We start from the raw sequence: 19,451 nt of genomic DNA on the forward strand, positions 1-19,451 counted from the left end.
GTGACCCAGCCGAAGGTGGAGGGCGATGCGCCTGCGGATTTCGTCGGCCGGAGCGGGCCCCTTCGTGCAGGAAGGCCGGGCTGTTCAGCGCAGAACCATGGCAAAGGTCAGCACGAATTTGGCGTCCCGGGCGAAGTCGGCACGAGCGGGGGCCCGACGGGTAGCCGTCCGCGGTGGATCGGGTCGCAGGCGGCCGGCCAGGCATCCGCTGGGCAGGCGAGCAGCGGGTTCACCGCGGCGAACGGCCGGCTCGGTCGGCGCTGCGCGGAAGGCGTGGCCGGCCCGAGGTCCAGCGCATCTTCCGTAGACATTCACGCCCCGAGCCTCGTGCATCGGCGACGAGCCCCGGTAGCGGCGAAGAACCGAAGCGACCGCCGGAGCCGATCCGTACCGCGACCCCGGCTGCACCAGGCGGGCGTCAGTCCCCGGCCACGCTTTCCGCCGCGGAGCGCACCGCAGCCACCGCGTCGCCGGCGATCAACGTCAGGACGCGGCCCAGTAACCCCTCCGGCACGGCCTCCTCGTCGATGTCGGCCTCGACGGCCAGGCCGTTGCTCAGCGCCAGCAGGATCACCGCGAACTCTTCGGCCGGCAAGGGCAAGGTGAAGCCGAACCCCGAAGCCAAGCGCTCCAATGCGGCGGCGATCGTCCGGCGGACGGCACGGCGGCGGTCGCGCAGGGCGAGGCGGCGGTCGGCATCGTGGTGCGCCAAGGCGAAGAACTCCGCCAGCAGCCGGTGCCACACCGCGTCCGTGCGCATTTCGTGCATCAGCACCGCCGCGACGTCGGCGAGGCCGGCCGCGCCCGTGCCGGCCGAGGCGAAACTCGCGAGGCTCTCGGAAAGCCGGTGCGCCGCGTGCTCCTCCATCAGCGCCAGCACCAGCTCGTCCTTCGACGCGAAACTGGAGTAGACCGCGCCCTTCGTGAGGCCGGCGGCGGCCGCGACCTCGGTCAGCTTGGAGGCCGCGATGCCCTGGTCGCCGAAGACCCGGAACGCCGCGTCGAGGATGCGGCGGCGCGTTTCGGCGCGCGTCGGCCGCGTGCGGCCCGGTGCGGGCATCGGGGTGAATCCTCCTGATCAAGGGCTTGACTTTCGCGAAGCCAACTCAATACTTTCAGGTATCCAATACCGGGAGGTATTCGATGTCAAGCGCACAGCGGTACCACGAGAACGACACCGGGCGCGAGCGCACGTTCGCCCAGCTCCACGAGGACGTCGACCGCGTGGCTGCGCGACCACGCGGGCAAGGGCGGCAAAGTCGTGCTGCTCGCCCCCAACAGTCCGACGTGGACGATCCGCGACCTGGCGATCGCCCGCATCGGCCCGATCCGCGTGCCGATCGACCCCGCCTCGGCACCGAAACTCCCGACATGCAGCCGGATCCCGGGCCACGGCAAGCTCCGCACCCCGGTGATGTCGCCACGACCGCGTACTCCAGCGGCCGCGCTCGGCAGGCGTTTTCACGGGCTGCCACAACAATCCCCAAGAGACCATTGTGGACGGTCGAAGGCACACGGGCGACCTCGGCCGGCAAGAACCCCCACCGCCATCGAGAACAACCCGCGCCGGATCGCCGGTGCGGTGCTGCTCGGCGACCGACGGCCGTGCCCGGCGGCGAACCCGAGCGTCGATCCGGACGAGCTCCCGGTGCTCGCCGCGGAAACCGGGAGCAACACCGACAAACCCGGCCGGCACGTCGACGAACGACTGCGCTCGGTCATCGCCCGTGACGTGGCGTCGGTGGAGGCACGCTATTCTCCGCCCGAGCAAATCCGAGACTTCGCGCTCGCACCCGAGCCGTTCTCCGTCGAGTCCGGTGAGCTGACCCCGACCCTCAAGATCCGCAGGAACGTCGTCGCCCGGCGCCACGCCGTGCTGGTCGACGCGCTCTACCCCACCCCCTGAACCACCGGCAACGCCGCCGGTGACCGTGAGGAAGGACCCTTCTCCATGAGGAAACTGCGGACCAAAGCGGCCGTGCTGGCCGCCGTGGCGCTCGTGGCGGCCGCGTTCACCGCCGCACCCGCGCAGGCGGCCGGCGGCAACAACGACCCGTCGTGCCGCCCGAGCGCGGCCCACCCCCGGCCCGTGGTCTTCCTCCACGGCCTGGGCGCCACCTACTACGAGGACCTGAACTTCCTGCAGTCGGCCGTCGCGGCCAAGGGCTACTGCACCTTCAGCCAGACCTACGGCGCCTACCCGGGCTTCCCGGTCGTCGGCGGCCTGCGCCCGATCGCCGACTCGGCGGCCGAGATCAAGCAGTTCATCGGCCAGGTGCTCGCGGAGACCGGGGCGTCGCAAGTGGACGTCGTGGGCCACTCCGAGGGCGGCTTCCAGTCCCTCTACGTCACGAAAACCCAGGGCATCTCGGACAAGATCGGCTCGGTCGTGTCCATCGCGCCGCCCACGCACGGCACCACGTTCGCCGGCCTCACCAAGCTCGCGTACCTGCTCGGGCAGGGCGAGCGCGACGCCGTCGGCACGGCCCTGTCCACGCTCGGCTGCCCGGCGTGCGACGACCTGATCACCGACGGCGCCGCCGTGAAGAAGCTGACCACCGGTCCCATCGCGCAGCCCGGCGTGAAGTACACCGTGATCACCTCGCGCTACGACGAGCTCGTGACCCCCACCGACACCTCGTTCGTGCGTGAGCCGGGTGTGGTGAACGAGTACGTGCAGGACACGTGTCCGTTCGACCCGGTGGGCCACATCGGCGAGGCCTACGACCTCAACGTCTGGAACCTCGTCACCAACGCCCTCGACCCGGCGCACGCCACGAAGTTCTTCTGCACCGTCGGCTCCCCGGGCTGATCGGTGCTGCCGTGAAGGGCACCCGTGCTTGCCTCAGGGTGCCCTTCACGGACCAGACCTCAGTACGCGACGGTGAAGCGCGCCCGGCTGTGGCGCGGCTCGTCGATCTCGTCCACGAACGCGATCGCGAAATCGTCACCGCCGATCTGCGAACGGCCCTCCTCGTCGGACAGCAGCACGTTGCCACCCACGCGGAACGACCCCGTGCGCTCGCCGGCGTTCCACGCGCCGAACTCCGCCGCCGGGCTCACGTAGAACCATTCGACGTCGCCCGGCAGCTCACGCAGGGCCGCGAGGACCTCGGCGTGGCTGCTCGCCTCGGTCTTGTACTCCTCGGGGAAGTCCGGCGTGTCCAGCAGCCGCGGACCGCCCTCGGCCACCAGCAGCGACGCCGCGCCGCCCACGAACGACAGCCGCGCACCGGCCGCGCGGGCCGCGTCGGCGAGCGCCGGCAGCGCGTCGAGCAGCCGCTGCCCCTCGTCGTTCGCCCGGCCCGGGGTCGCGACCACGATCACGTCGGCCCCCTTGGTCACGTCGGCGACGAACCCGGCGTCGTGCATCGAGCCCGTGCGGGCCTCGACCTCGGCCGGCAGGCCCTCGGCCTTGCGCGCCACGCCGACGACCGCGTGCCCGCGCCGCAGCGCCTCGTCCGTGATCCGGCCACCGGCGTACCCCGTCGCCCCGAAAACCACCAGCTTGCTCATGTCCCCGCTCCTCCTGGTCGAACTCTCAGCCGACGCGAGGGTAGAGACGGGAGATCCACTACTTCAACGAAACCAACGCACCGCCGGGTAGGTGTGCAGGTCAGCCGCCGAGCTGGGCGAACGACGTCGCCAGCTTCGCCTTCGCCGCGTTCGCGTCGAAGGGCACGCGCACCTCGCCGACGGCCGTCGGCTTCGCGAGCACCTGGTAGCTGGCCGTGCGGTTGGGCAGCGAGAACTTGACCGAACACGACATGGTCAGGGTCGCGTCGGCGGCGGCGTCACCCTGTGTGGAGCAGGTCTTCGAGCCGAGCGAATCGGCGCTGATGTCGATCGTGAGCGTCACGTGCACGACCGGCTTCGAGCCCGGGCTGTTGCCGACGACGCTGTTGGTCACGTCGACGGTGGCGGTGCACGAGCCGACGAAGTCCTGGCAGTCGAGGCGGTCGTTGGTGACCACCACACTCGCCTGCGCGAGCCCGTCGAACGGCTGCCCGAGCCCGCCGACGGTGTTGTCGAAGTCGGTGTGGAACTTCTTGAGGGCGTCGCCGGTCAGCGGCTGCACCTGGAACCCGGTGCCGAGCTTCGGGCCGCCCAGCGGGTCGAGCAGGGCCGGGGCGAACGAGACCACGCGGTAGGGCTTCGCGGTCGTCACCTGCAGCGCGCCGAGGCCGCCGCCGAGCTGGTAGACCTCCGTGCCGTCCGCGAGCTTGCGCTTCACCGGGTCGGCCGTCTGGTTGAGACTCGACAACGATTTGGCCAGCCCCATCGAGAGCCGGCCCGGGGTGAACCGCGAGCCGGGGTCCATCGGCAGCTCCGTGCCGACGGTGTGCACCCAGCCGGCGCCGAACTGCGTGCTGTTTTCCTCGAGGCCGTGCGACTTCCAGTAGTCGGCGTCGGCGGAGAGGTAGAGATCGTCCCCGAGCTCGGTGACCTGCACCACGTGACCTTCGAACGGCAACGCGCCGAACCCGTCGCCGTCGCGCGTGATGCGGAAACCGAGCCCGATCGGCTTGCCCGAGGCGTCCTTCACCGTGGTGTCGAACTCGAGCGCGGGCGCCTTGCCCAGCGCGTCCAACGCGGCGTCGACGGCAGCTCGCTGCTCCGCCAGCCGGTCGGCTATCTGCTGGTCAGCGGGCGAAACCCCCGCCGAACCGACCACTGAGACCTGGCACCCCGCGAGGACGCCACCCAGCAGCACGACCGCCGCGGCGATCCATCGAGCCCGCATTCTCGCCCCTCTATTTCCGCGGGAATCATCCCATGCCCGCGGCACGCGCCTGCACCACCGGAATTGTCTCGTCACCCACCGGCAGGACCAAGGTTTAGTCGTGCGGGGCCACCCGCCGCAACCTCCTTGTCGAACGAGGGTTTACACTTCTCGAGTTGTCTCGGCGAGGCGGGTGCACCGTGTGGTGCCCAGCGTGATCGACGCGGCGGCTCGAGAAGCCCCGTGGAATGTGCACGCCTGGAAACTCGCCGCCGTACGCAGCTGATTTTCGAAGTACACCGCCCCAGCAGAGATCGACGATCCCCGCCGCCACCTGCTGCACCGATTTGTGATTTGAAGGAGTGCTACACCGTGTCCGAGGTACGTCTTACCGTCGAGCCGCGCACCGAGTTCGGCAAGGGCGCCGCGCGGCGCACCCGTCGCGCCGGCAAGATCCCCGCGGTCCTCTACGGGCACGGCTCGGACCCGCGGCACTTCGCGCTGCCGGCCCTCGAGTTCGCCCGCGTGGTCCGCGAGAACGGCAGCAACGCCGTGCTCACCCTCGACCTCGAGGGCTCCAGCGAGCTGGCGCTGACCAAGACCATCGTGGTCCACCCGCTGAAGAACTACATCGAGCACGTCGACCTGCTCGTGGTTCGCCGCGGCGAGAAGGTCACCGTGGACATCCCGGTGGTCGTGACCGGCACCGCCGGCCCGGGCGGCCTGGTGAACCAGGACCTCGACACCCTCCAGATCGAGGTCGAGGCGCTGCACATCCCGGAGCAGATCGAGGTCTCCGTCGAGGGTCTCGAGATCGGCACCCAGATCACTGCCGCGCAGGTCACCCTGCCGCAGGGCGCGGTCCTGGTGACCGACGCCGAGGCGCTGGTCGTGGCCGTGAACGAGCCGCAGCGTGAAGAGACCGGCGACGAAGAGGCCGCCGCCGAAGGCGCCGAGGCTCCCGCCGGGGACGCCGAATAAACTCACTTCCGTGAGTGAAGACCTGCCTGGGGCCGGCGAGCTGATCTTGCTCGCCGGCCTCGGTAATCCCGGGCCCCAGTACGCCGGCAACCGCCACAACGTCGGCTTCATGGTGCTCGACGAGCTGGCCACCCGTATCGGGGGCAAGTTCAAGGCGCACAAGAGCGGCGCCGAGGTGCTGGAGGGGCGGCTTTCGGGCCGTCGCGTGGTGCTGGTGAAGCCGCGTTCGTTCATGAACCTCTCCGGCGGGCCCGTGGTCGGCGCCGCCCGGTTCTTCAAGGTCGAGCCCTCGGGCGTCGTCGTGGTGCACGACGAGCTCGACGTGCCGTTCGGCGCGCTGAAGCTCAAGCTCGGCGGCGGCGACAACGGGCACAACGGCCTGCGCTCCATCACCAAGTCGCTCGGCACGCGTGAGTACTACCGCGTGCGGTTCGGCATCGGCCGTCCCCCGGGCCGCCAGGATCCCGCCGATTTCGTGCTGAAGGACTTCTCGACGGTCGAGCGCAAGGAGCTCCCGTTCGAGGTCTCCGTGGCCGCGGATGCGGCCGAAGCGCTGCTCTCGAAGGGGCTCACCGCGGCCCAGAACGAGTTTCACGCAGGTTGATCAGCCGGTTGCTCTCTGTTAGTGATCATGAGTGGCGCTGCGTAGTTTTTCCTCACTCGATGGGCGGCTTATGGGGCCCTGATCGAGTCGTCCCGGCGCGTGCGGGCTTCCCGGTGCCTCGGTGACCGGTTAGGACGGAATGCGGGAGTCCGCACACCGACCCTGAATCGGAGAATGTTTCATGTCGTTCACCGCCGAGGACCTCACCGAGGTCACCTTCGGTAACGCCCCGATCGGCCGCCGTGGCTATGCCAAACAGGAGGTCGACGAGTTCGTGCGGCGCATCGCGAAAACGATCGCCGAAGAGGACGACCTGACCGCGGCCGAAGTCCACCACGTCATGTTCAACAAGCCGCTGATCGGCAAGCGCGGCTACGACGAACGCGAGGTCGACCAGTTCCTGGACGCCGTCGAGGAACAGCTGGCCGACCTGTCCGGCCGGCGCGCTCCCGCCGTCCCCGGCGCACGCGACGAGCACGAGGCGACCGCCTCCCGGGCACCGCGTCCGGAGGTGACGGAGAACGCCGAGTCCTTCCAGGACCGGTGAGTCCTCGGGTCTCGACGCGCTGTTCCCCCGCGGCGCTCGCTTGACCTGTCACCCGACTTCTTCCTGAACCAACCCCGCCCTCCGGACTCCCAAGCCCCGAGAACACGGAACCGGCCCGCTCACCGTGGTGAGTGGGCCGGTTCCGTCTTCGCGGCCAATCCGAACGCTTCGGCGACGGCGCGAACCGCCGGGTGGTCCTCGGCGCCGGCCCGGTGGGCGAGCCGCGTGCGGCGGGACAACCCCAGGCGCGTGAGGTGGACGCCGTCCGGCCGATCGACCAGCCCGAGCTCCGGCACGAGCGCCACGCCCTGCCCGGCCGCGACGAGGGCGAGCACGGTGGCGAAGTCGTCGACCTGGTGGCGGACTCGCGGCTCGAAGCCCGCGGCGGCGCACGCGCGGTCGGTCATGCGGCGGCACATCGTGCCGGGTGTCGCGGCGATCCAGGGACTGTCGCGGTGGTGTTCGAGCGCCTCGTTTCGATGGGCCGGGGGTGACCCTTGCGCGAGGTACATCGCCTCTGTCCACAAGGGAGTCGTGGCTTCGCCTGCCGCAGGGGCGAAGTCGTATTCGTGGACGAGGGCGACGTCGAGGTTCCCGGTGCGAAGAGCGTCGGCGACGTCGGCCGGATCGAGCTCGACCAGGTGGGGTTCCAGCGTCGGATGGGCTCGGGCGAGCTCGACCAGCGCTGCCGACAGAAGCGTGCGACCGGCGCTCGGAAACGTGCCGATCCTGACCGGCCCCGCCACGCCGGCGCGGGCGCTGACCAGCTCCGCCCGCGCGCGTTCCAGCTGGGCCAGCACCGCTTCGGCGTGCCGGACCAGGGTGTGCCCCGCCGGGGTGAGCGTGACCGTGCGCCCGGTGCGTTCGAGCAACGGTAGCCCCGCTTCGCGCTCCAGCGCACTGAGCTGCTGCGACACGGCCGACGGCGTGAACGCGAACGCCTGTGCCACCGCCGCGATGGTGCCGCGGTGGGCGAGTTCGGCCAGCAGGCGCAGACGGCGCACGTCGAGCATCAGGTCAGCTTAAGCTCGAAGCCAGAAACGTGAACTGGACCTGGACGATTCGGGTGCGCCACGCTCTCCCCATGCCCGAACTGCAGGGGATCCTGGTCCCGCTGATCACCCCGTTCACCGCCGACGGCCGCATCGCGACGGACGCCCTGGAGGCCTTGGCCGAGTCCGTGCTCGACGCCGGCGCGACGGGGCTCGTCGCCCTGGGCACGACCGGTGAGCCGAGCTCACTGGACGCCGTCGAGAAGCAGCTCGTGATCGAGGTGTGCGCCGCGGCCTGCCATCCTCGTGGGGCGACATTGATCGTCGGCACGGACAACCCGGCACAGCTGACCCGCTGGCCCGACGTGACAGCCGCGTTGGTCACCGTGCCGCCCTTCACTCGCCCCGGTGAGGCCGGCGTGCTCGCCCACTTCACCCGCCTAGCCGCGACCAGCCCGGTGCCGCTGGTGATCTACCACGTGCCCTATCGCACGGCCCAGCCGCTCAGCGCCACGACCCTGCGCGCCGTGGGCTCGTTGCCGAACGTCGCCGGCGTCAAACTCGCCACCGGCACCGTGGACCACGACACGGTCTCCCTGCTCGGCGACTGCCCGCCCGACTTCGCCGTTCTCGCCGGCGACGACGTGATCGCGGGCCCGCTCCTGGCCCTCGGCGCCGCCGGCGGCATCCTCGCATCCGCCCACCTGGCCACCGCGGACTTCGTCGCCCTCCACACCGCCTGGTCTCGCGGCGATCTGGCCGCCGCGCGCGAACTCGGGCCACCCCTGGCCCGGCTCTCGGTGGCGACCTTCGCCGAACCGAACCCGACGGTCCTCAAGGGCGCCCTCCACGCCCTGGGCCGCATCCCCACGCCGGATGTGCGCCTGCCGCTCCTCCCGGCGGCGCCGGAGTCCGTGGAGTCGCTCGTCAGTGCTCTGCGTTGTGGGCGATCTTGTCCGCGTACTGCATCGCCGTCGCAGCTCGTTTGACCTTGCCCGACGGAGTCTTGGGCAGGCTGCCGGCCGGGAGGACCACCACGGCGAACGGGCGCATGTCCACCGCGTCGCGGACGCGGGCGGCGACCTGCTTCGACAGCGCGCGTTCGGCCTCCGCGTCTCCCGCCAGCTTGGACTCCACGACGACGGCGAAGCGTTCGCGGCGGCTGCCGGCGTCGAGGCGGACGGCAACGGCGTTGCCGGCGCGCACGCCTTCGACCGAGGTGGCCGCGCGTTCGATGTCGGTGGGGTACAGGTTGCGGCCACCCATGATGATGACGTCCTTGCGGCGGCCGCAGATGACGATCTGGCCGTCGATGAGGTACCCGAGGTCGCCGGTCTTCATCCAGCCGTCGGCGTCCTGGGTGTCGAGAGGGCCGTCGACGGTGAGGTAGCCCGGGGTGACGGCCGGGCCGCGGAGGCGGATTTCGCCGACTTCGCGGTCGCCCAGCAGCTCGCCCTCGGAGTTGACGATGCTCGCCTCCAGGCCGTCCAGCGGGCGGCCCAGCACGGCGAACGAGCGCACCGAGTCCGTGCCCCGCCGGGGGTCGTCCTCGGGAACCGGGACGGCGCGGTCGTCGGCCTCCAAAGCGTCGGCCTCGACGACGTCGAGCGTCAGCCCGGTGAACAGCGGCGCGAACGACACCGCCAAGGTCGCCTCGGCCATGCCGTACGCCGGGAACACGCACTCGGCCGGCATCTTGAAGCGGGCGCCCGCGTCGACGAAGGTCTGCACGGCCGTCTCGTCGATCGGCTCGGCGCCGTTGAGCGCGATGCGGAGCTTGGACAGGTCGTAGGCGTTGTCGTCCTCGACGCGGGCCATACGGCGGCCCACGATGGCGTACGCGAAGTTCGGCGCGGCCGTGGTGGTGCCGTTGTACTTGGAGATCAGCTCGGGCCAGATCAACGGCCCGGACAGGAACTCGACGGGCGTGATCTTCACCAGCTCGACGCCGAAGGTCATCGGCACCGTCAGGAAGCCGACCATGCCCATGTCGTGGAACGTCGGAAGCCACGACACCATCACGTCGACGTCGAAGTCGAACTCCGCGCGGTCGACCATGGCCTTGACGTTGGTGTAGAGGTTGCCGTAGGTGATCCGCACGGCCTTGGGATCGGCCGTCGAACCGCTGGTGAGCTGGAGCAGCGCCGTGTCGCCCTCGTCGGTGGGCACGACCTCGGCCAGCGGCTCCGCCTCGGCCAGCTCCGTGATCAGGCGGTGCTCGATGCCCTTCTCGGCCAGCACGGGCGCGAGCTGGTCGAACGGCTCGCCCAGCACCACCAGCCCGGCGCCGATCATGCCCAGCACCTTGACCGTGTCCTCGGCCCACTCGGCGAGATCCGTGCGCGCCGTCGGCTGGTGCAGCATCGTCACGCTGCCGCCGGCCAGCCACACGGCCTGCACGGTGGGCGCGATGAGCACCGGCGCCGCGGCCAGCACGGCCACCGCGCTCCCGGGCTTCAGCCCGCCCGCGACCAGGCCTCCGGCGATCTTCTTGGCCTGGTCGTGGACCTCGGCCCACGTCCGGCGCACCGGCTCCTTGGGCTCGCCCGTGACCATGCCGCGCTGCTGACCCCGCCCCGTCGCCGTCTCGACGAGCGTGTCCACGAACCGACTCATGCGCGACAGATTACTGTCTGGGTGTCAACGCTTGCCTGCGGTGGCGTGAACAGCGTCGATCGGGTCGCGGATCGGGCCGTCATTCGAGCGCTTCGGACGTCTCCAGCCACTTCGCCTCGACGTCTTCCTTCTCCGCGTGCACACCCTTCAGCTCGGTGTTCAACGCGATGAGCTTGTCCGGGTCCGTGGCCGCTTCGAGCAGTGCCGCGTGCAGCTTCTCCTCACGGGCGGCCAGCTGGTCGAGCTTGCGCTCCAGCCGTCCGAGCTCCTTCTGCGCGGCCCGGATCTCCGCGTTGCTTCGCTTGGTCTCGGCCTTCTCCGGGGCCGCCGGTGACTCGCGCCGCGGCGTCGCCTCGCGCAGCTTCGTGCGGCGGTTGAGGTACTCCTCGATGCCGCCGGGCAGGTTCGTCACGTGGCCGTCGCCGAACAGGGCCACGGTGGTGTCGCAGACGCGCTCCACGAGGTAGCGGTCGTGCGAGACCACGACCATCGTGCCGGGCCAGCCGTCGAGCAGGTCTTCGAGCTGCTGCAGGGTGTCGATGTCCAGGTCGTTGGTGGGCTCGTCGAGCAGCAGCACGTTGGGCTCGGCCATGAGCAGCCGGCACAGCTGCAGCCGGCGCCGCTCGCCACCCGACAGATCGCCGACGGGTGTCCACTGCCGTTCGGGCGGGAAGCCGAGCTTCTCGCCCAGCTGCGAAGCCGTCATCTCCTGCTTGCCGAACACCACGCGCCCGGCCACCTGCTCGATCGCCTGCAGCACGCGCAGGTCGCGCGGCAGGTCGTCGAGCTCCTGGCGCAGGTGCGCGAGCGCGACGGTCTTGCCCTCGATCCGCCGCCCGGTCTCCGGCTCGACGTCGCCGCCCAGCAGCTTGAGCAGCGAGGTCTTGCCCGAACCGTTCACGCCGACGAGACCCACGCGGTCCCCCGGCCCGATGCGCCACGTCACCTGGTCGAGCAGCGTCCGGTCACCGACGCTCAGCGTCACGTCTTCCAGCTCCAGCACCGTCTTGCCGAGGCGGCGCTTGGCGAACGCCATCAGCTCCACGGAGTCACGCAGGGGCGGCACGTCGGCGATCAGGGCCTCGGCGGCTTCCACGCGGTAGCGCGGCTTCGACGAGCGCGCCTGCGGGCCGCGGCGCAGCCACGCCAGCTCCTTGCGGGCCAGGTTCTGCCGCTTCTCCTCGGCCGTCGCGGCCAGGCGCGCCCGCTCGGCGCGCGCGAAGATCCAGTCGGCGTAACCACCTTCGTACTGCTCGACGCGCCCGTTCGCGACCTCCCAGGTGAGGCTCGCGACGGTGTCGAGGAACCACCGGTCGTGGGTCACGACCACCACGGCGATCCGGCGGGCGAGCAGGTGGTCGGCCAGCCAGCGGACACCTTCGACGTCCAGGTGGTTGGTGGGCTCGTCGAGCACCACGAGGTCGAGCTCGCCGGTCAGCGCCGCGGCCAGCGCGACGCGACGGCGTTCGCCACCGGAGAGGTTCGCGGTCGGGGTGTCGAGGCCGATGGCGGTGATGCCGAGCCCGTCCACAATGGACCGCACGCGCGCGTCGGCGGCCCATTCGTGTTCCGCGCCATAGCGTTCGAGCACGACGTCGCCGACCGTGCTGCCCGAAGGCAGCTCGGTTCGCTGGGTGACGACGGCCATGCGCAGGTCACGAACATGGCTCACACGGCCGGAATCCGGCTCGCTCAGACCCGCGAGCACCTCCAGCAAGGTCGTCTTGCCGCCTCCGTTGAGACCGACCACACCGATGCGCTGTCCTGCGGCGACGCCGAGCGAAACGCCGTCCAGCAGCGGTTTCACGCCGTACGACTTGCTCACCGACTCCAGGTTGACCAGGTTGGCCATCCGATTCAGCCGATCCTTTCCACAGTGGACTAGAAGTTCAGGCGTGCACGCGCGGTGGCGCGCCACGGGGTGCGTCGTCGCCGCCGACCAGCCGGGCGCCGGGCACCGGGCCGTGAGCGACGCGCACCGTCCGGCACACGCCGGCGCCGGACAGCTCGGCCGCCACCTCGACGGCGGCCTGCGCGTCGGCGCAGAGGAAGGCGCACGTGGGTCCCGAGCCGGACACGCAGCCGGCCAGCGCGCCCGCGTTCACGCCCGCGCGCAGCGTGCGGCGCAGACCGGGGCGCAGCGACACGGCCGCCGCCTGCAGGTCGTTGCCCAGCAGCAGCGCGAGCTGGCGCGGATCACCCGACGCGAGGGCCTCGACCACGGGCGTGTGGGAGCCGATGCGCGGCGGGTTGCCGTCGGTGCGAAGGCGGTCGAGCTCGCCGAACACCTTCGGCGTCGACAGGCCTTCGGTGTCGAACGCGAGCACCCAGTGGAACGTGTGGCGCGACAGCACCGGCACGAGCTGCTCACCGCGGCCCGTGCCGAGCGCGGTGCCGCCGTAGAGCGCGAACGGCACGTCGCTGCCGAGCTTGCCCGCGATGGCGGCCAGCTCGTCGCGCGTCACGTCGAGCTTCCACAGCGAAGCCAGGCCGACGAGCGTCGCCGCCGCGTCGGCGCTCCCGCCCGCCATGCCGCCGGCGACGGGAATGCCTTTGCGCAGCACGATCCGCACCTTCGGGTCGTCGCCCTCGGCGCGACCGGCGTAGGTGGACAGCTCCTGGGCCGCGCGCCAGGCGAGGTTGGTGGCGTCGGTGGGCACCGACCCCTCCCCCTCGCCGAAGACCTCGAGCCCCGGGTCGTCGGTGGCCGCGACGGTCACCTCGTCCGTGAGCGACAACGCCTGGAAGACGGTGACCAAGTCGTGGTAACCGTCGTCGCGCAGGTCACCGATGGCCAGGTGCAGGTTGACCTTGGCCGGGACCCGGACGGTGACTGGTGGTGGAACTACGGCGAGCACCCGTCAAGCCTACGTGGCCGGGCGCCTGGGCTCCCCACCAGGAGAAAACAGCCGTTCTCAGGACACCTGTCCCGACCTCTTGGACACGCCTTCGCTCCTCTCGGACCCCGCGTCCTACCGCAAGCAACCCCGATGCGGCGTTGGTTGCGGTCAACCAACGCCGCATCGGGGTGCGGTGGGCCTGGGGGTGAGACGAGCGGTCAGGCGGCGACGCTCTGCGCGGCCCGCACGGCCGGCGTCACGTGGGCGCCGCGGTCGGCGATCCACGCCAGCGCCGCGTCGGCCCGCTCGCCGCGGACGCCGATGCGGAAACGCGCGATCGGGGTGTCGCCGATGCGCGTGAGACCGCCGCCGATGGTGGCGACCTCCACGTCGAAGCGGCCGGCCGCCTCGGGCAGCAGGGCTCCGACCGACGCGAAGCCGATCAGCACGACGTCGGCGGACCGGTCGTACTTCGCGGCCTGCGCGCGGGCGGTCTCGATGGCCGGCAGCACCGCCTGCGCGGTCCAGCTGCCCGGCGAGGCGATGAGGTCGAGCACGTGACCGCGTTCGACGACCGCGCCGTCTTCGAGCACCGCGACGTCGTCGCAGACGCGGCGGACGACACCGGCGTCGGGGGTCGTCAGCAGCACGGTGGTGCCGAGCTCGGCGCGCGCCCGGTCGAGCACGGCGAGCACGGCGCCGGCCTCCTCGGGGGCGATGCCGGCGGTGGGGTCGTCGGCCAGCAGCACAGCCGGGCCGGCGGCGAGCGCCCTGGCCACGGCGACGCGGCGCAGCTGGCCGGGCGTGAGGTCGGCCGGCTTCTGCGCGGCCCGCGCGGTGAGGCCCACGAGGTCGAGCAGGTTGCCGACGCGGCTCTTGCGCTGCGGGCCGTCGACGCCGAGCTGCTCCAGCGGCGTGGCGATGTTGCCGGCGACGGTGCGCTCGGCGAGCAGCTCCGGCTTGGTGCCGACGACACCCAGCTGGCGGCGGACCTCACGCAGCCGGCGGCCGTCGAGCGCACCGGTGTTGAGGCCGTCGAGCCGCACGACACCGCGGTCCGGGCGCTCCTGCAAGGCGATGCAGCGGGCGAGCGTGGACTTGCCGGAGCCGGCGGGGCCCACCACGCCGAAGAGAGAGCCGGCCTGCACGTCGACGCTCACATCACGCAGCGCGGCGACCGGATTTCCGTTGAGGGGAAAGGACTTGGACACGTTTTCGACAGTGATCACGAAGAGCTCCAGGCATGAGGCGCAGCACCGTTTCCGGGCGCGCCGGGCGTCACCGAATCACCGTCCTTTTCGGACGGTGCGCAGAATTGCGGTAGAAAGGATCAGGCGATGACTGTGGAGCGTCGACACGCACATACCGTGCGGCGACCTTCATCGACGACGCGCCGCCGGGTCAACAGGAGCGGGCGGGCTACCCTCTGCATCGGAAACAGCCTCCATCGGTCCTGGCTGTAGCACCTGCCCCATGGGGAGTGGTTGCTGCGACTTCGGCGAGCCAGGTCTCTCAGTCGCTCGGGATGGACATTCTGAGTAAAGCCGATCCCATTGGGTGAACGCAAGCGCGTTGGTGCAGATCACACGAGTGGTGGTGCCCGGATACCGGGACACCCGCAGCCACATCGTGGACCCGAAAGCTCCGGCACCGAATGTCTTCCGCGCGGCTTTTCCGGCAGCCTATTCCACTGTGGACGCTGCTGATCCCTGGTGGAGCGGCGATTCCGGCGCGGGAATCTCCCGGCGGCGCACGCGTGGGTAAATGACGGTTCGGCAAGGTAGTTCGACACGGCGAGACACCCCGTCTTCCCAGCCGGACACCCACTCCGGTCCGCGAGCCGATTCCGGACGTCCGTCACATCGCAGATGATACGCGTGTATCGGATACAGTCGTACCACAACAGCGGAGGAGGACCGTGGCGCACCGGGTCGACCACGAGCAACGCCGGCGCGAGATCGCCACGGCGGTGTGGCGCATCGCGGCCGAACGCGGACTCGACTCCGTGAGCATGCGCGAGGTGGCCGCCGAGGCAGGCGTGTCGCTGCGGCTGGTGCAGTACTACTTCGAGACGAAGCACAACCTGCTCGTGCTCTCCCTGCGTTATCTGCACGAACGCGGCGAGCAGCGCACGCAGGCCCGCATCGCGGCGCAGGTCGACCAGAGCGTGCGCGGCGTGGTCCGGACGCTGCTCACCGAGCTGCTGCCGCTCGACGCCGAGCGCGAGCTGTCACTTCGCGTCCACCGCGCGTACTTCAGCCGCACCCACAGCGACCCGGCGCTGGCGAAGGTTTTCCTCCACGCCGAGACACCGATCGAGGACCTGCTCACCAGCCTGTTGCGCCGCGCGGCTCTCCCACCTGGCGTCCAGCCGCGGCAGGAAGCCAACCTGCTGGTCGCGGGCTTCACCGGCCTGGGTCTCGACGTCCTGCACGGCCGGTTCACCTCGCCCGAAGTCCTCGCGACGCTGGACTACCACCTGGCGCGGCTCTTTCAGGCTTGAGCCGCGAGCCGCACGAAGTCGTGCACGTCGAGCTGCTCGCCGCGCGTCTTCGGGTCGATGCCGGCCGCCACGAGGAGCTCACCCGCGCGATCCGCGGAACCGGCCCAGCCGGCGAGGGCCGCGCGCAGCGTCTTGCGGCGCTGGGAGAACGCGGCGTCCACGACCTCGAACAGCCGCTGCCGCTCGACACCCTCCACGGGAGTGCCGCGTTCGAAGGACACGAGCGACGAGTCGACGTTCGGCACCGGCCAGAACACCGACCGCGGCACGGCACCGACCTTGCGCGCCGGGCCGTACCAGGCGAGCTTCACGCTGGGCACCCCGTAGATGCGGCTGCCCGGACCGGCGGCCATCCGGTCGGCGACCTCGGTCTGGACCATCACCATCCCGCGCCGCAGCGACGGCAGCTCGGCCAGCAGGTGCAGCACGACCGGGACCGCGACGTTGTACGGGAGGTTCGCCACCAGCGACACGGGCTCGGCCGGCAGATCCGCCGCGCTGATCCGCAACGCGTCGGCGCCGACCACGGTCAGCTGATCCACGACGGAAGCGGCGCGTTCGGCGGCGGTGCGCGGAAGCCGCGCCGCCAGCTTCGGATCGATCTCGACCGCCACCACGCGGGCGCCGGCGTCGAGCAGACCCAGCGTCAGCGACCCCAGCCCGGGGCCGACCTCCAAGACGACGTCGCCCGGCTGAACCCCGGCCAGCTCGACGATGCGGCGAACCGTGTTGGGGTCGTGCACGAAGTTCTGGCCGAGCTTCTTCGTCGGCCGGACGTCGAGCTCGTCCGCCAGCCCGCGGATCTCGGCAGGCCCCAGCAGTTCAACCACCGGGGAAGCCTACCGAGCCGCGGGAACCGCGGAACTCAGGCCCGCTTGCCGCAGACCGGCCAGGCGCTGTAGCCACCACGCGCGTCGCGGACCTTCTCGGCGATCGCGATCTGCTGGGCGCGCGAAGCCTGGTTCGGGTAGGACGCGTACTGGTCGCCGCCGTAGGCGTCCCAGGTCTGCTTGTCGAACTGGAGGCCGCCGTAGTAGCCGTTGCCGGTGTTGATCGCCCAGTTGCCGCCGGCCTCGCACGCCGCGATGCGGTCCCACGCGGAACCGTCGCCGATCGCCGGGTCGGCGGGCTTCTTCGTGCCCACCTTGAGGATCTTCGGCTTGGCCTCGAGGAGGACCTTCACCGAGACCTGCTCGCGGGAGATCTCTTCGCCGTTCTTCTTGGTGACCTTGTAGGTCACCATCTTCTGGCCCGGGGTGCCCGGGTCCTGAACGGTGGTCTTGCCCTGCTCGAGCGTCGGGTCGTCGACCTTCTGCACGTCGGGGTCGATGGTCTCCTGCTGGTTGACCATCGAGACGCCCATGCGGCTGACGTGGACTTCGGCGCCGTCCTTGAGGGAGACGTCCAGACCGCCCTCGACCGCGTCGTCCGGGCCGAGGTTCATCTTGAAGTCGGAGAGGAACTCCTTGGTGGTCACCGCGTTCGTGGTGACCTGGCGCGGCGCGTTCGTGCCGTCGAAGAGCGTGATGTGCTTGAGGGTCTTGACCTGCACGGTCGAGCCTTCGAGCGGCAGCTCGCCGCCGGCCGGCATCGACGTCCAGGCGCCCTTGCCCATCATGTCGGCCATGCCGAGCTGGGTCATGGCCTCGCCGAGCGTGGTCGCGCGCACCCAGGACGGGCGGGACACACCGTCGACGACGAGGTTCAGCTGGCGGCCACGCTCGAGCTTGATGACGCCGCCGTCGCCGACCTCGGCCTGCGGCGAGGGCGAAAGCGAGTCGTGGGCACCGACGGAGAGGCCGGCGTCTTCGAGCACCTCGCCGACGGTGTCGCCGTAGCTGTGAACGGTGAGCTCGTGACCGTCGACGTCGACGGTCACGCTCTTGTTCATCGCCAGCGCCGCGGCACCACCGCCGCCGACGGAGATCATGACGGCGAGCACGGCACCCTTGAGGAAGCGGCGCTTCCAGGTGCGGGTGGCCTCGCGCAGGCCTTCCTCGACGGCGACCTTCTTGGCCTCCGGAGTGGCGGTGCGGTCCTCGGCGAGCTCGTCCGGGAGGGCGAGCGGCGGGAGCATGGTGGTCTCGGCGTTGATCAGCCGGATCAGCTCGTCGACGTCGACGTCGATCTCGGCCATCATCGCGTCGGCGTCAGGGCCGAGAGCGAGGAGCACGTCCTGCTCGGTCACGTACAGCTCGTCGGAAAAACCAAGGTCCCCGTATGCGGTGTCTTCGAGCTCGCGGTCGAGCACGGCCACCGAACCAGCGGAAGTGAAAAGGGTCTGCGCAGCACCACGATTCTCGGTGCTATGGCGCGAGCCACCCTGCCTACTACCAGTCACTGGGTCGTTCCCTTTCCCAGGACAGGACGTGTCACCACGACCTGTTCCTTCGTCGCGACGCACCATTCGGCGCGCCTCTCAAGTCCGACACCCCCAGCCAGCGCCATCGTCACGGTCCCGAGTCGTACCAACCTCGGTGCCGCTTCCCCGACGTGCACTGACGTGACTGTGGGCGTATCAGCCGGATCCGCGTCCGCGGTTCCGACCGGCACGATCACGGGACAGTAACGGAGGTCGCCGGGTTGCGCAAACACCCCTCGGAGTGTCGTGACCTGTGTCACTCGTCAGTGTGGGCTACTGCGCTCCCCGAACGTCGCAATCCGTTCAACCCGTTGTGACACTGGGCAATTGGTAGACGCGTTCGGCGGTGGTCCGGACCGCTTGGGCCACCTCGTGGACCGCTTCGCCCCTCAGCGCCGCGAGGTGCCGGACGGTGTAGGCGGTGCAGTAGGGCTCGTTCGGGCGCCCACGGAACGGGTGGGGGGTCAGGAACGGCGCGTCGGTCTCGGCGAGGTACTGCCCCGCCGGCGCCAGCCGGGCGGCCTCGTGGAGGCCGCGGGCGTTCTTGAAGGTGACGGTGCCGGCGAACGAGAGCACGTAGCCCTTGTCGAGGCAGCGGCGCGCGATGTGCTCGTCGCCGGAGAAGCAGTGGAAGACCACGGTGTCCGGTGCGCCCTCTTCGTCGAGGATGCGCAGCACGTCGTCGTGGGCGTCGCGGTCGTGGATCATCAACGTCTTGCCCAGGCGCTTGGCGAGGTCGATGTGCCAGCGGAACGCGTCCTGCTGGGCGTCGTGCGGCGAGTAGTCCCAGTAGTAGTCGAGGCCGGTCTCGCCGACGGCGACCACGCGCTCGGCCGACGCCAGACGCTCCACTTCGGACTTGTCGGCGTCGCCGAAGTCCTTGGTGCGCGTGGGATGCACGGCGACGGCGGCGAACACACGCTTGTCCCACGTGGACGCGTCGACGGCCCAGCGCGCCGAAGCGAGGTCGTCGGCGACCGTGACGACCCGGGCCACGCCGGCGCGCTCGGCGCGGTCGACCATGGCCGTCACGTCGGCGGCGGTCTTCGCGCCGCAGGCGTCGAGGTGGGTGTGGGCGTCCACGACCGTGGTGGGCAGGCGGTCGGGAATCGGCGGGAGTTCGCGCTTGTCTTCACCCATACCGTTGAACGTACTGCGTGACCTCACCGCCGCGTCGAGGGCGGCGGTGCGAAGCGCCCCAATGTGGCGGGGGGGGGGGGCATAGGACCCCACCGCCCAAGGGGGGGGGGGGCTCCCAACACACCCCCCCTGGGGGGTTATTG

19 protein-coding genes and 1 riboswitch are annotated in these 19,451 nt (G+C 70.6%); of the genes, 7 read left to right on the forward strand and 12 right to left on the reverse strand.

What is annotated here, in order from left to right:
- Positions 1-418: 418 nt before the first annotated feature.
- Together AB0K15_RS13580 and AB0K15_RS13585 are read right to left on the reverse strand one after the other, a co-directional pair.
- Positions 419-1,060 (reverse strand): TetR family transcriptional regulator, encoded by a 642-nt coding sequence (locus tag AB0K15_RS13580; RefSeq protein WP_364049154.1) that lies wholly within the window; start codon positions 1,058-1,060, stop codon positions 419-421.
- Positions 1,061-1,146: 86 nt separating this feature from the next.
- The gene (locus AB0K15_RS13585) at positions 1,147-1,398 is read right to left on the reverse strand and encodes a hypothetical protein (RefSeq protein WP_364049156.1); all 252 of its coding nucleotides are present in this window, start codon (positions 1,396-1,398) and stop codon (positions 1,147-1,149) included.
- A gap of 184 nt (positions 1,399-1,582) precedes the next feature.
- Between AB0K15_RS13585 and AB0K15_RS13590 the strand changes: the two genes are divergently transcribed.
- The gene (locus AB0K15_RS13590; protein ID WP_364049158.1) at positions 1,583-1,906 is read left to right on the forward strand and encodes a hypothetical protein; all 324 of its coding nucleotides are present in this window, start codon (positions 1,583-1,585) and stop codon (positions 1,904-1,906) included.
- A gap of 45 nt (positions 1,907-1,951) precedes the next feature.
- Complete coding sequence (locus AB0K15_RS13595) at positions 1,952-2,812, forward strand: alpha/beta fold hydrolase (RefSeq protein WP_364049160.1); 861 nt, start codon at positions 1,952-1,954, stop codon at positions 2,810-2,812.
- Positions 2,813-2,871: 59 nt separating this feature from the next.
- Here the strand turns inward: AB0K15_RS13595 and AB0K15_RS13600 are convergent, their stop codons facing one another.
- On the reverse strand, positions 2,872-3,516 hold the full coding sequence (locus tag AB0K15_RS13600; protein ID WP_364049162.1) for an NAD(P)H-binding protein: 645 nt from the start codon (positions 3,514-3,516) through the stop codon (positions 2,872-2,874).
- Positions 3,517-3,616: 100 nt separating this feature from the next.
- Positions 3,617-4,744, reverse strand: a complete 1,128-nt coding sequence (locus AB0K15_RS13605; protein WP_364049164.1) for a hypothetical protein — start codon at positions 4,742-4,744, stop codon at positions 3,617-3,619.
- 351 nt (positions 4,745-5,095) lie between these two features.
- On the opposite strand from AB0K15_RS13605, the gene AB0K15_RS13610 reads away from it, so the two are divergent.
- The 3 genes from AB0K15_RS13610 to AB0K15_RS13620 all read left to right on the forward strand — a co-directional run bounded on the left by AB0K15_RS13610 (position 5,096) and on the right by AB0K15_RS13620 (position 6,855).
- The gene (locus tag AB0K15_RS13610) at positions 5,096-5,704 is read left to right on the forward strand and encodes a 50S ribosomal protein L25/general stress protein Ctc (protein ID WP_360593924.1); all 609 of its coding nucleotides are present in this window, start codon (positions 5,096-5,098) and stop codon (positions 5,702-5,704) included.
- 10 nt (positions 5,705-5,714) lie between these two features.
- Positions 5,715-6,308 carry an aminoacyl-tRNA hydrolase gene (gene pth / locus AB0K15_RS13615; RefSeq protein WP_364049166.1) on the forward strand — a complete coding sequence of 198 codons (594 nt, stop codon included), beginning with the start codon at positions 5,715-5,717 and terminating at the stop codon, positions 6,306-6,308.
- Positions 6,309-6,489: 181 nt separating this feature from the next.
- Positions 6,490-6,855: a DivIVA domain-containing protein gene (locus AB0K15_RS13620; RefSeq protein WP_364049168.1), complete on the forward strand. Its 366-nt coding sequence runs from the start codon at positions 6,490-6,492 to the stop codon at positions 6,853-6,855.
- A gap of 119 nt (positions 6,856-6,974) precedes the next feature.
- On the opposite strand, the gene AB0K15_RS13625 is transcribed toward AB0K15_RS13620, so the two are convergent.
- A complete protein-coding gene (locus AB0K15_RS13625; RefSeq protein ID WP_364049170.1) occupies positions 6,975-7,868 on the reverse strand; it encodes a LysR substrate-binding domain-containing protein in 894 nt (297 codons plus the stop codon).
- Between the two features lie 71 nt (positions 7,869-7,939).
- Between AB0K15_RS13625 and AB0K15_RS13630 the strand changes: the two genes are divergently transcribed.
- On the forward strand, positions 7,940-8,836 hold the full coding sequence (locus AB0K15_RS13630) for a dihydrodipicolinate synthase family protein (protein ID WP_364049172.1): 897 nt from the start codon (positions 7,940-7,942) through the stop codon (positions 8,834-8,836).
- Here the strand turns inward: AB0K15_RS13630 and AB0K15_RS13635 are convergent.
- The 4 genes from AB0K15_RS13635 to AB0K15_RS13650 all read right to left on the reverse strand — a co-directional run bounded on the left by AB0K15_RS13635 (position 8,775) and on the right by AB0K15_RS13650 (position 14,532).
- Complete coding sequence (locus AB0K15_RS13635; RefSeq protein ID WP_364049174.1) at positions 8,775-10,463, reverse strand: fatty acyl-AMP ligase; 1,689 nt, start codon at positions 10,461-10,463, stop codon at positions 8,775-8,777. The genes AB0K15_RS13630 and AB0K15_RS13635 overlap by 62 nt on opposite strands.
- Positions 10,464-10,542: 79 nt before the next feature.
- On the reverse strand, positions 10,543-12,315 hold the full coding sequence (locus tag AB0K15_RS13640) for an ABC-F family ATP-binding cassette domain-containing protein (protein ID WP_364049176.1): 1,773 nt from the start codon (positions 12,313-12,315) through the stop codon (positions 10,543-10,545).
- A gap of 37 nt (positions 12,316-12,352) precedes the next feature.
- Entirely contained in the window at positions 12,353-13,321 is a 969-nt protein-coding gene (locus AB0K15_RS13645; RefSeq protein ID WP_364049178.1) for a 4-(cytidine 5'-diphospho)-2-C-methyl-D-erythritol kinase, read from the reverse strand.
- A 200-nt stretch (positions 13,322-13,521) separates the two neighbouring features.
- Positions 13,522-14,532: an ATP-binding cassette domain-containing protein gene (locus tag AB0K15_RS13650; RefSeq protein ID WP_364049180.1), complete on the reverse strand. Its 1,011-nt coding sequence runs from the start codon at positions 14,530-14,532 to the stop codon at positions 13,522-13,524.
- 196 nt (positions 14,533-14,728) lie between these two features.
- Positions 14,729-14,835, reverse strand: a riboswitch (SAM riboswitch).
- 386 nt (positions 14,836-15,221) lie between these two features.
- Here AB0K15_RS13650 and AB0K15_RS13655 point away from each other — a divergent pair.
- Positions 15,222-15,806, forward strand: a complete 585-nt coding sequence (locus AB0K15_RS13655) for a TetR/AcrR family transcriptional regulator (protein ID WP_364049182.1) — start codon at positions 15,222-15,224, stop codon at positions 15,804-15,806.
- Here the strand turns inward: AB0K15_RS13655 and rsmA are convergent.
- The 3 genes from rsmA to AB0K15_RS13670 all read right to left on the reverse strand — a co-directional run bounded on the left by rsmA (position 15,797) and on the right by AB0K15_RS13670 (position 19,308).
- Positions 15,797-16,636: a 16S rRNA (adenine(1518)-N(6)/adenine(1519)-N(6))-dimethyltransferase RsmA gene (gene rsmA, locus AB0K15_RS13660; RefSeq protein WP_364049184.1), complete on the reverse strand. Its 840-nt coding sequence runs from the start codon at positions 16,634-16,636 to the stop codon at positions 15,797-15,799. The two genes, AB0K15_RS13655 and rsmA, sit on opposite strands and share 10 nt — an antisense overlap.
- Positions 16,637-16,671: 35 nt before the next feature.
- Positions 16,672-18,057, reverse strand: a complete 1,386-nt coding sequence (locus AB0K15_RS13665; RefSeq protein ID WP_364049928.1) for a transglycosylase family protein — start codon at positions 18,055-18,057, stop codon at positions 16,672-16,674.
- 414 nt (positions 18,058-18,471) lie between these two features.
- A complete protein-coding gene (locus tag AB0K15_RS13670; protein WP_364049186.1) occupies positions 18,472-19,308 on the reverse strand; it encodes a TatD family hydrolase in 837 nt (278 codons plus the stop codon).
- Between the last annotated feature and the right edge of the window lie 143 nt (positions 19,309-19,451).

The organism is Amycolatopsis sp. NPDC049253 (assembly GCF_040678995.1).
Lineage (GTDB): Bacteria > Actinomycetota > Actinomycetes > Mycobacteriales > Pseudonocardiaceae > Amycolatopsis.